Annotated in this window: 9 protein-coding genes and 1 CRISPR repeat array; of the genes, 6 read left to right on the top strand and 3 right to left on the bottom strand. The window is 38.6% G+C overall.

Features of this window, described 5'->3' with window-relative positions:
* Positions 1–164: 164 nt before the first annotated feature.
* Entirely contained in the window at positions 165–3,380 is a 3,216-nt protein-coding gene (gene cas3f / locus KPC_RS01230; protein WP_121972639.1) for a type I-F CRISPR-associated helicase Cas3f, read from the bottom strand.
* A gap of 514 nt (positions 3,381–3,894) precedes the next feature.
* Between cas3f and KPC_RS20300 the strand changes: the two genes are divergently transcribed.
* The 6 genes from KPC_RS20300 (at position 3,895) to cas1f (ending at position 9,060) form a co-directional block, all read left to right on the top strand.
* Positions 3,895–4,071: a hypothetical protein gene (locus KPC_RS20300; RefSeq protein WP_171334400.1), complete on the top strand. Its 177-nt coding sequence runs from the start codon at positions 3,895–3,897 to the stop codon at positions 4,069–4,071.
* 188 nt (positions 4,072–4,259) lie between these two features.
* Positions 4,260–5,453, top strand: coding sequence for a type I-F CRISPR-associated protein Csy1 (locus tag KPC_RS01225; RefSeq protein ID WP_121972638.1), 1,194 nt, complete (start codon positions 4,260–4,262; stop codon positions 5,451–5,453).
* Positions 5,450–6,334 carry a type I-F CRISPR-associated protein Csy2 gene (csy2, locus tag KPC_RS01220; RefSeq protein WP_121972637.1) on the top strand — a complete coding sequence of 295 codons (885 nt, stop codon included), beginning with the start codon at positions 5,450–5,452 and terminating at the stop codon, positions 6,332–6,334. Before KPC_RS01225 ends, csy2 begins: the two co-directional genes overlap by 4 nt.
* Before the next feature lie 29 nt (positions 6,335–6,363).
* Positions 6,364–7,461: a type I-F CRISPR-associated protein Csy3 gene (csy3, locus tag KPC_RS01215; RefSeq protein ID WP_121972636.1), complete on the top strand. Its 1,098-nt coding sequence runs from the start codon at positions 6,364–6,366 to the stop codon at positions 7,459–7,461.
* 1 nt (position 7,462) lies between these two features.
* Complete coding sequence (locus KPC_RS01210) at positions 7,463–8,104, top strand: type I-F CRISPR-associated endoribonuclease Cas6/Csy4 (protein WP_121972635.1); 642 nt, start codon at positions 7,463–7,465, stop codon at positions 8,102–8,104.
* Between the two features lie 2 nt (positions 8,105–8,106).
* Positions 8,107–9,060, top strand: a complete 954-nt coding sequence (gene cas1f / locus KPC_RS01205) for a type I-F CRISPR-associated endonuclease Cas1f (RefSeq protein ID WP_121972634.1) — start codon at positions 8,107–8,109, stop codon at positions 9,058–9,060.
* A 95-nt stretch (positions 9,061–9,155) separates the two neighbouring features.
* Positions 9,156–12,603: direct repeats of the CRISPR family, unit length 28 nt; unit sequence GTTCACCATCGCATAGATGGTTTAGAAG.
* 84 nt (positions 12,604–12,687) lie between these two features.
* Here cas1f and KPC_RS01200 read toward each other — a convergent pair.
* Both KPC_RS01200 and KPC_RS01195 read right to left on the bottom strand, forming a co-directional pair.
* Positions 12,688–13,866, bottom strand: coding sequence for a putative solute-binding protein (locus KPC_RS01200; protein WP_407641966.1), 1,179 nt, complete (start codon positions 13,864–13,866; stop codon positions 12,688–12,690).
* 350 nt (positions 13,867–14,216) lie between these two features.
* A complete protein-coding gene (locus KPC_RS01195) occupies positions 14,217–15,614 on the bottom strand; it encodes an amino acid permease (RefSeq protein WP_121972632.1) in 1,398 nt (465 codons plus the stop codon).
* Positions 15,615–15,884 lie beyond the last annotated feature (270 nt).

Genomic DNA, 15,884 nt, shown 5'->3' with positions numbered 1-15,884 from the left:
CAAAATATTAATGAAAAACCGAATTAAAATAATATCAATATATTATAAAACCTATCTTAAAAAAAATTACTATAGAGCATCTAATGCTATCTATTTGATGATTATTTCCTAATTTTCATCTATAACAGGTTGAGTTATTTCATATAAATTTAAATCACTTTCACTTACTCACTATATATCCCAAAACCATAATGATAAATCCATTCTGGCACCTGATTTGGATAAACAGCTAAAGATACTTTACACCCCTCTTCTACCTGAATATTTTGCTCTCTACACAGTTGCACTAACCCGGCAGGGGAGTTCGCTAACCATGCATTTTGAGGTGCTTCTTCCACAATAAAAGACACTGTTTTTATTGAAGGAATATATTTTCCTGTCTCTGGATCAAACTGTACATGATGTAAATCCGTATGTTTAATTTTTAAATCATCATCTTCCACATCAAAGATATAAACTTCCTGCTTTTGAATATCGCGTAATGCTGTTTCGTCATAGATTTCTTCAGCTAACAAAAATGCAGGGACTTTGGAATTTGCAAAATATTGGAACTTTGACGGATAGAAATAATCCTCACAGAACTTCTGAATCTGGGCATCATCATATTCGGCAAATTTACAGCTATTCTGATCGAAACGAAGACAGGCATTGATCACGACTTCATGCTGTGTATTCCATGGGATCAGTTTTTCAATATCCTGAATTTTATAAATATGCTCTTTACTTGAACTGCCATAGGCTTCATAGCCCGGCCATTTAAATACTGCCTTTTTCTGCTTTTTCGGCTGATCATTATTTTCACAATAGCGATAATTAAACTGCGGAATAACAATATTTGGTGTATCAATCAGATTTAAACGATGACGATTTACTCGTCCTGCTGTCTGTACAATAGATTGAATACTTGAAGCATCAATCACCGCCCAATCAAAATCATGATCTCGTCCAACCTCTTCAACAGGTGTTGCAATCACGATAAATGGCACATCATCAGACTCACTATTTTTTAAAATCGTGTTAATTTCTTCATCTTGCAGGATATGTTCATTGCCCGATAATCGCTTTTGTTTATTGGGATGACGGGTGAGTAAAAAGTCCAGACGCTGTTCTTTATAAAACCGAGAAATCAGCCAGTCATTGGCATGGTAACAGGCAATTCTGGCATGTGATAAATGCACAGAGAGATATTTGGCTAAAGCGATCGCATGTTTAATATTGGCAACCCGAACCAAGCCAAAGGAAAGCTTTTTATCCGTATTTTTAAAATTCCAGCCATGTGATGTATGTAGGCTCTGCACACTTTCAAGAATGGTTTTTTTCCAATTGTCTACGTTTGGATGTTCAATCGTTGCCAATTTTGCAATACGGTAAGGCGTCCTGGCTTTTTCAGTTAAAACCGTTTGTAGATCATTTAAATGCTGTTGATATTGCCTATCAAAATCAGCATGTTGCTGGATATCCTGAACCCATATTTTAGGGTTGAGTTCATTATCAGTGATTGCCACGAGGAATTTCTGACAGTTGTTCTGTTCTGGCTGTGCATTTAATGCTTCACGCATTTCAATGCCTGACTCATAAGCACGATAAATGGTTTTGGCAACCGTTTCAGACAGTGTTGCTGATGAACAAATCACATTGCGACCATACATTGCCGACAGTTGTACCAGCCGTAGCACTGCGATTAGAGATTTGGGTTCATAACCGTCAATTTCATCCAAAATCAGATCACTACTCATTAGGCGCAACAAAGCTTTGACATGATGCCCCTGACGGTGTGGTTCACCCGCCGCAATCAGATAATCAATGGTAGAAACTAAAAGTGGCGATGCCAAAACAGTTTGTGCCTGCCGGTCTAAACCTGTCCTGCCTTTTGATGTTTTCTGATAAAGTGGATTCAGCCACTCTGGCAATGTATTGCCCTCACCCCATTTTGAATCAAATATTGGTTCAGCGAGATTTTCATCATCATCAATACCTTCATCATTTTTACTGCGTTGATTAAACAGCTGCTGGGTAACTTTATCTCCGATAATCACCGCAATTTCATCTTCAGATAAATTCATGGATGATTTGAGTGCTTCACCTGTTTGTAAAGTAAGTGAACGTAAATTCAGAGCAATAGCAATGCGTGGATCATTTGGACGTAAAATGCATGCAGCGCGCAGATTCATACGTGTTTTACCACTGCCCGTCCCTGCAATATTAAAAATTAAACTCGGAATATCAGGATGTTTTGTCATCTGTTTTTGCAGGGCATTGGCAACTTTATTTTGCCAGTTAAATCGTTCATTTCTGGCAGGCTGACAAATATATTCAACGCTTTGTTCACTGAGTCCGGTGAGATTTAAATCCGTCATCATTTTGACAGCAAGATAACTGGCACGATCTCCTACATTTTGTAAATGCCAGTCTAAAGGCTGATCTAGTGATCTTTTTAAATCACCATTTTCATGTTTTTTAAGTTTGCTATTGGCAAATAAACCGACATTTTCAGATGTATGGTTTGAGTATTCTCGAGCTGAAACCGTATGATCAGCAAAAATGAGTGCTGCTCTGGCGTGTAACGTTAATGCTTTCCAGTAGGTTTGGCTTTTGGCCGTATCTGATATGATCAGCTTTTGCACCCGAGTCATACGTGCCTGATGACTTTTAAAAATGCGCTGGTCAATATCCCCAGCACAGGTAATCTGTGGGTTTGAAATAGATGTCTGGGTACGTACATGTAAACTTGCGTTTGGATTTAAGTTTGAAGCTCCCAATAATCCATGATGACTGACCACCAGAAAATCGACGGCTTCGAGTTCATTGAGGATGGATTGTTTATCCAGCTTTGTTCGATCACCTAATGACAATTCTGAAATATTATTTTCAATACCGTTCCATGCATCCTGCCAATGCCAGTTATTTTTTCGCATATTTTGCAAAAGTTTCATGGATAGCCATTCATGGCGAACTTCATCTTTAATGATTTCAGAACTTTTTAATTTGTTTTGAAAATGGATGGATGCTTTGCCAATATCATGTACATCTCCTGCTGCACCTGCGAGTAAGCTTGCAACTCTGACCCACGGCTGTATTTGTAACTGTTTTTGCTGTTTTCGGGTTGAAGCAACTGGATACGCACCATCAGCCCCAAATTTAGTTTTTGAACCCACGATCCAGACCAGTTTCATTCGGCGCATACCGTAATTCACGTAGGCGGCTACTGCAGTTTGGCGGGTCGCTGTCCGTTTCAAAGCTGTTCGAATTTCTTTAAGCCCTTCCATAGTCATGGGAGCTTGCCATGAGCTTTGGCCTGTACGGATAGCATAGCTATCAAGAATAGCACGTGTTTTTTTAATGGCTCTTTTTTCACATGCAGAAATAAAAATTACATGCATAATCAATATTCTAAAATTTTTATAGCTATTATATTTAGCATATTTTTGAAAATTTGGAAGAACATAACGACATTATTTGACGTTATAAATGTAGTTATCTATATAACATGTGTAAAGCTTATGAAAAAAAGGTGGCGCAATAAACGTTCAATGATTAACAAAACAAATAAAAGTTAGTTTTAAATAATGGTAATATTCATTGACCTTTTAGGTTCACCATCATCAAGATGGTTTAGAAAGCGATTCTTCGCAGCTCATTTTGATCATGAGTAAATATGTTTACCATCGTGTAGATGGTTTAGAAGCACTTAAATAAGAATATATTTTATATATTCTTATTTTTTTATTGCCGCGATACTTCCAATCTTATTTTGATAAAACTTTTAAATTATTCTTGACTCATTTATAACATCAGATATAGTCTAAATAACAGACAAAAAAGGCAGATATAAAGTTTGGTCGCTCAATATCTGCCTTTATTCCATACCTAAGCCAATAAATAAGGAATCTAGCTATGCTACCACAACAACTCAATCTCTTTGAAGATGAAGTTTCTACTTCTAACAGTGATGATTCAACATTTGATACTTCATCAATAGAAGAAATTTCAATACCCGATTTAATCGCTCGTATCCGTTATTTGGAATCGGCAATACAGCAAGTTAAAACAATTCTCAAAATCAAAATGTAAATAACGTCCTAGATCAAGCTATACGACATTTGGTGTCGTATAGACTAAATATTAATCTTTAACTTTTCTTTTTTTGTGTTACAAAGTTAAAGAAAGATNAATATACCAATGCTTTATAACACCCATATTTTATTGGATTAGTACTACCAATCCTAAATATAACGATTTTTACCAATTAGGGGGTAAAAGTGACTTCGAAAATGATAAATGAAGACATCTACCAGCAAGCTCTTGCTGAATCTGTCCATTTTAGTGTGAAAACCATAAACTCAAACATTGAAAAAGGAGGTATTCGCTTAACTAAAGACCAAAAACTAGACTTGCCTTATATTTCTGCACGTACATTGTTAGTAGATGATTTTCTGATTCCAACAGACTATCAAGCCAATGCTGGGAAAACCGCAACTTATTTTAAAGTTATAAAAGCAGCTCAGTTAGACGAAGATCTAAGCGAAGCTGACGATGAATTTAAGCGGAATGTGGCAGATATAAAATCCAAACTAAAAGATACATTTTCTGAATTTTATAGCTCAGGTTTAGAGCATATTGATGTTCGTATGCGTCAACTTCTGATTCCTAAAAACGATGGTTATATTTCCATTAGCCCGATCAGTGCTGCCGGGGTAAATCATTATCTTAATATTGAAGTTGATACACTCAAAGAACAACGAAAAAACGAAGGAAAAGATTCTAAACTTAAAAATATTCAAACTGCTGTTTTTGGCATAGGTGGAGCAAATCCCCAGAACGTCGGTAGTTTAGTTCGTTCTATGCAACGACCTATCGTTTTGGGTTCACCGACTTTAAATCACCAAGCGCGTTTGGCATTTCAATATTTTTATAAAGGCTTTGACTACAAACTTTCAAATGCATTTATCAACCGCGACATGTATGTCGAATTGACTATTTATGCATACCAATTTGAAAGACAATCGAGCCTGACACATAATCTCGACTTACATGAACAGGGAATTTATGCGCCATTTTCTAATTTAAAAGAACGTGAAAAGGAATTTTCTACAATTGAAAAGGTCGTTGCCAATATTCTTGCTCAAGGCGATGAAATTTTAGAGATTTTAAAAAGCATAAAAGATCAACTTCCTAGTCAGAAAGTCCTCGAAAGAAAATCCTTTTGGAGCCACCCTGATGTCAAAATTCTAACTCAAGGTTTAATCAATCCAGAGTTACAGCAATTTGATGACTGGAAAGAACTCTTTGCCGAACATCTTGCCAAGAAAATTACTCAACATGCCTACTGGCAAAAAGAAGTTGAAATCCAAAAGAAATGGGCAGCACAAACAGATCAGAAAATTGACATCTTAATCGACAAAGAAAATTCTAAAGGCTTTTTAAAACGTCGTATCCTGGAGCTTTTAAAATGAGTTTTTTAGTTATCCCTTATTTAAAAGTTCAAGCTGCCAACTTCCAAAGTAACGGTTTACTCATGGGTGGTGCACCGCTCATGGCAACTGCAATGTTTAGTCATAATCTGGCAAGACAGATCGACGCAGATATAGAAGGCTTTTATTATATCCACCATGATATGCAGCGCCTGGGTGGTTTGGCGTATGGACGTTTTACCCCTGCACAACGGCGCGGTGCAGTTTTTATTGGCAAGAATGACTATTCATCCAAAAATAAATATGCCCTTTCACTACAACCAACCGCAAGTTGCCATTTACTGGTCAGTTTAGTGATTGAGTTTAACGAAAAACGTTTCGATCTCGATACTTTTGTTCAAATCCTGAAACGTAGCAAGTTTGCAGGTGGACAAATCACCGAATTTGGTCAGCTAAAAGAGTTTAATGAGGCTGATGAAGCCTTAAAACACATCAGTTCAGGTTTTTTAGTCCAAGATCGTCATGACCTGCTTGAAAAATATCAACTAGCCTATCAGGTCAATCGTCTGCAAGCATTTACTCAACTTTTGGCCCATCGGCCTACGGCAAAAGACGCCCCGCCTGCGCTGGAACTTTTACCTGATGAAAGTTTGGCCTGGCTATCTGCAACCACGATGGGTTATGCCCTGCTTGAACCTGAAACATTTGATCGTACCGGGATTCGTCATGCAGATGATCAAGAGCAAACAGCACATGCCTACGCAGAACCTTTAACAGGTTTGATTCAGTATATTTCCTTGAATCAGGTTCTTGATGATTATGCATCAGAGAGACCTTTACACTGGAATAATCTGGATGAACTGAAATGGTCTTATCACTGGCAACAGCAAGATATTTTTTTACTGCAACAAAACTCTAATTAATTTAATTTTTAAAACTTAGGAAATCACTCATGTCAAAAACAGAAATTTTTAAAAAATTACCGGGTAGCCTTTCTTTACAACGTGGCACGATTGTCAGTGATGGGGCGTTTTATCATCTATTTGAAAATGGCGAATCTGAACCACTCCATGTGATGTATCACGGAATCCGTGGCACACAGAACGTGGCAGGAAATAAAGAAAAAGGCTCTGCTACTGGTAACTCACTAGCACGTGAAGTTTCAAATATTCAAATGACAGAATCAGCGAAACTCCTACCAAATGCAAAACTTTTAGTAAAATGGGATCTGCGTTTTATTGATCTCGATCATATTTTATTTGCCTGTGCGACCAAAGCAGGTGCAGATAAAGAAGATGAACAAAACTTCCGGAGAGCTTTTAAAGAATTTACCGATAAAGCCAAAAATAGCGAAGGCTTAAAAGAAATCGCCCGTCGTTATGTGCGGAATATTGTCAATGCCCGCTGGTTATGGCGCAACCGTACCATTGCTGAAAACATCACCATCAAAGTCAGTGAAATCGAATATCAGGACAATAGCAATTCAGCTAAAAAATATGTAAATACGTTAGAGTTTAACGCACTAGAGTACGGCTTAAAATCATTTGAAAATGTCTCGGAAAACGAACAAAAAATTGCAGACATCATCGTGCGGGGGATGTGTGGTGATAACAGAGCCAATTTACATATTGAAGCGATTGTTGACTTTGGTGCAAGCGGAATAGAAGTATTTCCATCACAAAACTATCTGGAAGATAAACCGAAAGGTTTCTCACGCTCGCTTTATCAGATTGACCCGAAACCACCTGTACGCCAGTCTAATGATAACCAGTACTTGGGACAAGCCGCGATTCGTGATCAAAAAATTGGTAATGCGCTACGCACCATCGACACTTGGTATCCCGCATTTGTAGAAAATGACTCCAAACCAATCCCTGTAGAACCAAACGGTGCAAGTCTGGATGCACAACTGTTCTTCCGTGTTGGTAAAGAAAAAGTATCGGCATTTGATATTTTAAAAGAAATCCAGACGCTTGACCCAGATAGCGAACGTGGCATGTTTTTACTTGCCTGCTTGATTCGTGGCGGTGTGTACTCTGAAGGAGAGTAATATGCAGGCCAATTTTTACATTGATATACGAATCGTGGATAGTGCCGATGATGGAGAGCTTGCCCTGCCTCATCTGCGCAATCAGATTTACAGCATCGTGCATGCAGCATTTCGACAAATGCCTGAACGGTTTGCCTTGGCTCTGGAAATATCTCCTCGTCAGCAACGTAAGATGCAGGCAAATGAGCTAAAATATGGACGTAAAACATCAGGAAATTATGATGTCTTACGTATATTTTCAGAAAAGCAAGATGATCTGGAACAATTGATTGATCATATAAAAGGTCACTGGAAAATTCAGGATTATGCCGTACTTAGCCCAGCAGCTTTAGCTGTTCCGACTGCCAAAATCACCGGATGGAAAAGTTATAACCGTTTCCGTATTCCAACTGTCAAAATGGAACGAAATCTGTTAACTAACCCAAACAAAAAAACACTGCATGAACGACGTTTGCTGGAAGCTCGAAAACTGCCTTATTTTAAAGTATCAAGTCAAAGTACAGGTCAAGTATTTACAGTTCCTGTAGATATAAAAGATGTAGAAGTTTCCAATGCAAATGACGCTGGAAATAGTTTACCAGATAGCTATGGTCTGGCACGTAAAACGCAGCCCTTTGCCCTGCCTGTATTTGAGGTGATTTAAAAATGAGTGATCTTCGTCAACAACGCAGTCGGGCATTGATGTTATCGAAACGTGCCTGTGTATTTTATCTGGAACGGGTTCGTGTCATTTTAAAAGATGATCGGATTGTGTATTTGACGGAGAATCTGCAACCTATTGAGCATTATTTTAATATTCCAGAAAAAAATACTGCTTTTTTACTTTTGGGGAAAGGTAGCTCTCTCACTGATGCAGCTGCCAGACGTCTAGCAGAATCCAATGTCATGGTCGGATTTTGTGGGTCTGGTGGCTCTCCTTTATTTTCCAGTCTTGATTTGACCTTTTTAGCACCACAAAGTGAGTATCGTCCAACAGAATATATGCAAACCTGGATGAAAGCCTGGCTAGATGACGATGCTCGTTTGCTTATGGCAAAGGTATTATTGTCTGAGCGTATTGCGATTGTGCAAAGTATTTGGAAGAAAAACCCTGCCCTTATTCAACATGGTATTTATCTAGATCAAATAGCATCGCAACGTTTTCAAAAAGATATTGATGAGGCTGACAATCAAACTGAACTCTTGGCTGCCGAAGGTCGTTGGGCTAAGGCATTATATCGCCAATTGGCTCAAGGGTTTGATTTTGAATTTAATCGAGAAGAAGGTAAATCTTCACATGATTCGATGGCTGATACAGCAAACAGTTATCTAGATCATGGCAACTATATCGCTTATGGATATGCTGCAGTGACTTTAAATGGTATGGGGATCAGTTTTGCTCTGCCAATTTTGCACGGTAAAACCAGACGTGGTGGACTGGTATTTGATATTGCTGATTTGGTTAAAGATGCCTTTGTTATGCCCCAAGCATTTGCTTCTGCCAAGTTTGGTCATAATCAAAAAGAGTTTCGCATGCAGTTGATAGAAACCTGTCAAGATCAGGATGTACTAGACTATATGTTTAGCTTCATTTCTGATCTTTGTAATAAGATTAAATAATTCAAATATTTATAAAATACTTGTTTTTTGATGTATTTTCACTCTTTAATAGCTTAACAGTTTATTATCTGGAGTATTTTTTATAAAATACTCCAGTTCACCATCGCATAGATGGTTTAGAAGTCGAAGCTGCCTTTCTAGCATCGCTTTCGTCTGTTCACCATCGCATAGATGGTTTAGAAGATCAAGAAATATAAAACCAGGTTTAAAGAATTGTTCACCATCGCATAGATGGTTTAGAAGAATGGTAAGGTTGAATGTATTGATGCCTTGGAGTTCACCATCGCATAGATGGTTTAGAAGATACGTGGGGCTTTATTTTGGGAGAGTGTTATGTTCACCATCGCATAGATGGTTTAGAAGATACCAAAATGGCGCATCATAAATAGCATGTTGTTCACCATCGCATAGATGGTTTAGAAGCCTTGATTGTAATATGGTATCGTTGCGCTATTGTTCACCATCGCATAGATGGTTTAGAAGACTAGGACAAGCTCCTTTTGAGTAACCCAGCTGTTCACCATCGCATAGATGGTTTAGAAGCTAATTTGCATCGTCTTAAAGTTGAGTTGTCAGTTCACCATCGCATAGATGGTTTAGAAGAACCGTTGCAGATTCTAAAGCATCAACAACACGTTCACCATCGCATAGATGGTTTAGAAGGTAAATGTGGGAAGGAAAAGGAGATTGAAAATGTTCACCATCGCATAGATGGTTTAGAAGTGTATTGCTCGTCAGTCATGCCATTTCTTTTTGTTCACCATCGCATAGATGGTTTAGAAGTAAAAGAAATTTCTAAAAAGTTTGGGCCAAATGTTCACCATCGCATAGATGGTTTAGAAGTTGTTGTATGAAGCAAATGATCCTTGCTCTACGTTCACCATCGCATAGATGGTTTAGAAGACCAAGTATGCTCATCTTTGAAAAACCCACCTGTTCACCATCGCATAGATGGTTTAGAAGAGGAACATGGGAGAATTGGACTGATTGCAGAAGTTCACCATCGCATAGATGGTTTAGAAGACTAACAAAAATGGAATGCAGGACATTTGCAAGTTCACCATCGCATAGATGGTTTAGAAGATGCCTAGGATTTCAGAAACTCGTTGAGAATAGTTCACCATCGCATAGATGGTTTAGAAGTGCGGGCATGAATGCTACCGGTGAATATGACAGTTCACCATCGCATAGATGGTTTAGAAGTTGTGCAGATCTACAACAGCTGGAATCAGGGCGTTCACCATCGCATAGATGGTTTAGAAGAGCATGTCACATGAGCATGATGACCAATGGGAGTTCACCATCGCATAGATGGTTTAGAAGGATTTCACGATGTTTCGTGCTGTGGATGATACGTTCACCATCGCATAGATGGTTTAGAAGACACGCTGATCCGCCCAATTACATTCGACAATGTTCACCATCGCATAGATGGTTTAGAAGCATTCGCGTGTAACCAGCTTTACTTGGTATGTGTTCACCATCGCATAGATGGTTTAGAAGACTTACCCTTTTGAAGTCGACCCCATATTCAAGTTCACCATCGCATAGATGGTTTAGAAGAAGCAAAAAACACATCATCTTTAGTGTGAATTGTTCACCATCGCATAGATGGTTTAGAAGACAATACCCAGTCATCTACAGCCTTATTTACTGTTCACCATCGCATAGATGGTTTAGAAGCAGCCTGTCCAGTTCCTTTTATGGCAAAAACTGTTCACCATCGCATAGATGGTTTAGAAGAGCATTAGGCGCGTATCTTGGAAACATTCATGGTTCACCATCGCATAGATGGTTTAGAAGTTGTTGATGTGAATCTATATACATCTGTACCAGTTCACCATCGCATAGATGGTTTAGAAGCACATCGTCATGCTTAACCTTGTGCCTGTATCGTTCACCATCGCATAGATGGTTTAGAAGTTCCTCTGGGTTGATTTAGCATGAAGCCCCTAGTTCACCATCGCATAGATGGTTTAGAAGTGTCAGTTTTACATTCTGATCATCTTTATTTTGTTCACCATCGCATAGATGGTTTAGAAGTTGTTGGAATGAACCCAACTTCACTACCAAATGTTCACCATCGCATAGATGGTTTAGAAGTCAAGCCCTCTTTTGCGTCGGGCATTTAGAGCGTTCACCATCGCATAGATGGTTTAGAAGGACCAAATACGCTGCTCCGAGCTCAGCAAAAGGTTCACCATCGCATAGATGGTTTAGAAGGATTTAGTCGAAGCGGTGGCAAAGATCGCGAAGTTCACCATCGCATAGATGGTTTAGAAGTTGGGGAAAAACCGTGAACAAGATCACATTTAGTTCACCATCGCATAGATGGTTTAGAAGTATTCCTAAAACAATGCCCCTGTAATAGGGGCGTTCACCATCGCATAGATGGTTTAGAAGTCACCCGATAGCGCCCAATCCGGGGCGCTGCAGTTCACCATCGCATAGATGGTTTAGAAGGGTCGGCGGTTCGCTTCACCGGTGACGGGGTCGTTCACCATCGCATAGATGGTTTAGAAGTTTGAAGCTTTTGTGCGGTCTAGGTACTCTGTGTTCACCATCGCATAGATGGTTTAGAAGTGCTCCTTTAACTTAGCCGTTGCCTCAGCTGTGTTCACCATCGCATAGATGGTTTAGAAGGCTATGGCTGACTTCACAACTGCTTCGTCTAAGTTCACCATCGCATAGATGGTTTAGAAGTCGGGAATTTTAACGCCGGAATAAACCATGTTGTTCACCATCGCATAGATGGTTTAGAAGGATTTGCTAAGAAATGCGCCTGATATTTATTGGTTCACCATCGCATAGATGGTTTAGAAGTCACATCCAACGAACCATCGGCATTAGTGGTAGTTCACCATCGCATAGATGGTTTAGAAGGTTATTCAAAACTCTCACAGCTCGCATGTCGCGTTCACCATCGCATAGATGGTTTAGAAGTAACACATCATCTGTTCGAATGTGTAAGACCTGTTCACCATCGCATAGATGGTTTAGAAGAACATAAGTTTTACTGGAGTTATTCTTAAATAGTTCACCATCGCATAGATGGTTTAGAAGTTGAACATCACTTCGCAGTCACGTTTAACGTGGTTCACCATCGCATAGATGGTTTAGAAGTCTCAAAATCTGTTTGATACACAAATGGCAGAGTTCACCATCGCATAGATGGTTTAGAAGTGTCCGTACTGATGCGCGTTGGTTTCAAGATTGTTCACCATCGCATAGATGGTTTAGAAGTCAAGCTGTTAAAATTCTAAAAGTACATCGTTGTTCACCATCGCATAGATGGTTTAGAAGTGTGGAAGTTCGTCGCGCTGGCGGAACGTACCGTTCACCATCGCATAGATGGTTTAGAAGGTTAATACCTGAAACAGGGATTGCTGGATTTTGTTCACCATCGCATAGATGGTTTAGAAGCTCATCGATGTAAACAACATGTATGTTTCATGGTTCACCATCGCATAGATGGTTTAGAAGATATTCGTTAAATAACAATAACGCCATTTCCGGTTCACCATCGCATAGATGGTTTAAGCTATTACACCATCAAAAATACCCCTCAATATTTAAATATTGAGGGGTATTAATCTAGGACTGCTTCCAGTGAAAAGAATATTTAGATCATTCATCAGCAAGAGAACATTCAAAATTACCTGGATTCTGCGCACAGCGAATTTTCTTTAAAATTTTCATCATTTCGGGGTTGTAGTAACCTTCTTTGGTCATTTGAATACGTGCTTCACGCATAATTCGGATATATCCGGGTTTATCTGCCTCGCGGATATCCATCCAATATTTTGCAGGAATTTGTTTTTCAAGCTTATCTACAAACTGAAATGCTGGTGACAATTGTTTGGAAATAATCTCACGAGCGACTGATCCCATACCCACAGGAAATTTCCCCCTGTGCATAATCAACACCCCTGTCAATTGTACAATTGGAAATCGAATGATTCCTCCGACAACATTTCCAGATTTGTCCTGCATACCCTTGTGTAGTTCCAATGGATCGAACAACAATGCAGGACCTGCCATAACATCAATTTCTTTATTATTAAACTTGCCGCCAACAGAAGTTAAATCAACTGTTACAGGTTGTGCACCAACGTTTTGCACTAATTTTTTTTGCGTTCCATCAAAATTCATCACTGCAACTTTTTTACCAGCAGCCTTTGCCAGACTATCAATGCGTCTGTCCGTCACCATGATATAAGCTGCACCCAAGGGAACAACACCAACAACCTCATAATCTTTATTGACCATTTTATTGTCAAATTCTGGACGAGCCAGCAACTGAATAACCGACGAAAGCTGTTTGTAGTTTTGTACTGCACCAATAGCATCTATACTGCCTACAAAGGAGTTGAACTGACGTGCACGAATATTACTGATACCCGCTCCATCACACTTTTGTGCTCTAAAATCCTCAGTCAATACCCGTTCATCTGTATAAACTTTTAAACTGACCTGGGTGGATGCCTTTTGCTTAAGTTTTGGATAATCAATATCAATATTGATTTGTGATTTAGATGGACGGATCACATTCATATTGACCCCAAAGTCTTTGGCAACCTGTGAAATACGAGGTAATTCACTAATATAACTTGTCGCTTGCTCAAATGCTTCACCGTTAGGACCATTGGGTGAATACACACATAAAGTGACTTTTTGCGGAATTTTCTGCCAAGTCTTGGGATCATTCAATAATTTTTTGATTTTATTTGTCGAATACGCGGAGAGCGTTAAATCAAGCTTTGGTGTATTTGCAGGTGCAGCATAGGTCATTGCTGAAAATGTCATGCAAGCACAAGTTGTAATCGCTAAAATTGAATGATGAATAAACGCCAAATCTGGTATTGGTCGCTTTTTATGTTCCCTGATCATCTTGTTATCCTTTAGTTTTTATTTTGCTTTTGCACAAAACATGCAATATAAATAAGCTAATTTATAAATATGCAAATTAAATTGACTGGTTCTTAAAACTCACTGTCATAATTGTAAATAATGGTTTTATTTAAATTATCTACATCATTTAAATAGGATTTTAATCAATATAAAAGCCACCTTAGTTCACATATTATCTAAGGTGGCCGATATTAAGAATATATTTTAAGATCAGAGTAAATTAAAATAACCAACCAAGTCTCAATTTATCTTTCATATACTCGACTACGGCGTATCGCATGTTTTTTGCGATAGCTTACAACCACACTAAAAAATAATACAATGAAAGTGACAGATAAAGATAAACTGGTTTCATAGCTATAATCGGGAGATATAAACATATAACCGAGCACAGCAAGAATGATAAAAATAACAATCCATGTTAACCACGGGAAACACCACATTTTAAAATCAATTTTTACTCCTTGTTTCTCCAAATCTTTACGTAATCGTAATTGTGATACTGCAATGACCAGATAGACCAGCAAAGCAATTGCACCTGTCGTTGAAAGTAAAAAAGTTAAAACTTGCCCTGGATACAGATAATTGGCGATACACCCTCCGATGCCCACAATACTTGAACCAACAACAGCCACTTGTGGTACGCTGGATTTACTGATTCGTGTGACTGCCTGAGGTGCATCTTGTCGTGTTCCCAGAGAAAATAACATACGTGAAGATGTATACAATGCCGCATTAAGACAACTGGCAACAGCAACAAAAACCACTGCATCCATAATCAGCTTTGTATAAGGTACATTCAATGTCATCAGTACATACTGAAAAGTTCCCATTTCCTTAAAACCCGTGGAATTCCAGTTCACCAGCGAAACAGCAAGGAAAATAGAAAGTACGTAAAATAAGACAATTCTATAAATCACCATATTGGTCGCTTTACGGATTTTTTCCTGAGGATTTTTTGCTTCTGCTGCTGCGATAGATAAGATTTCAACACCAAAAAATGAAAATGCTGTAATGAGGATACCACCTAATACACCACCCAATCCATTTGGCATAAACCCACCGTGAGAAAATAAATTCCCCACACCACTGACATTGGCTAATGGCCAGAAACCAAATACTGCCAGTGAAGCAATCACGATAAAGATAATAATCGCAATGACTTTAATCAGTGAAAACCAAAACTCGAACTCACCGAAGCTTTTGACATTGAATAAATTTGAAATCGTCAATAATACAACCAGTGCAAATGCATAAAACCAGCCAGGTACACTGGGGAACCATGTATGCAAAATTTCTGCCCCTGCAATGGCTTCAACAGGAATGACCAAGACCCAGAACCACCAATATAACCAGCCAATGGTAAACCCTGCCCAAGGACCAATTGCACGAGTAGCGTATGTAGAAAATGAACCTGTATCAGGCTGCAATACCGCCATTTCACCTAACATTCGCATAACCAGAAATACCAGTAAACTGGTTAATGCATAGGAAATAATGACAGCTGGCCCTGCTTTTGCGATTGCTGCTGATGATCCGATAAATAGTCCAGCACCGATTACACCACCAATGCTGATCATCATGATTTGGCGATTGCTGAGTCCCTCACCAAGTTTTTGTGTACCATTATTATGATTATTCATTGATCTATCCCTAACCGATTATTTATAAATGCTAAAAATAAACCCATAGACAGAGATCTAATCCTTAGACTCATTAGTATCTAAAATTTTTAGCAAGATAAAATAAAATCATGATAAAACTCATAATTTCACTATAAAACAAATAAAGATTTTGCTTTGAAATGTGTAAACATAAAACTTGGCTTTTAATCCAGACATTAAAATGCCCGAAATTTTACAACACGAATTCATTCATGGTTCAGTACTTACTTCATTGATGTTTTAAATTTG

Source organism: Acinetobacter stercoris, from assembly GCF_900323515.1.
Lineage (GTDB): Bacteria > Pseudomonadota > Gammaproteobacteria > Pseudomonadales > Moraxellaceae > Acinetobacter > Acinetobacter stercoris.
This window is presented reverse-complemented; position numbering and strand designations above follow the sequence as displayed.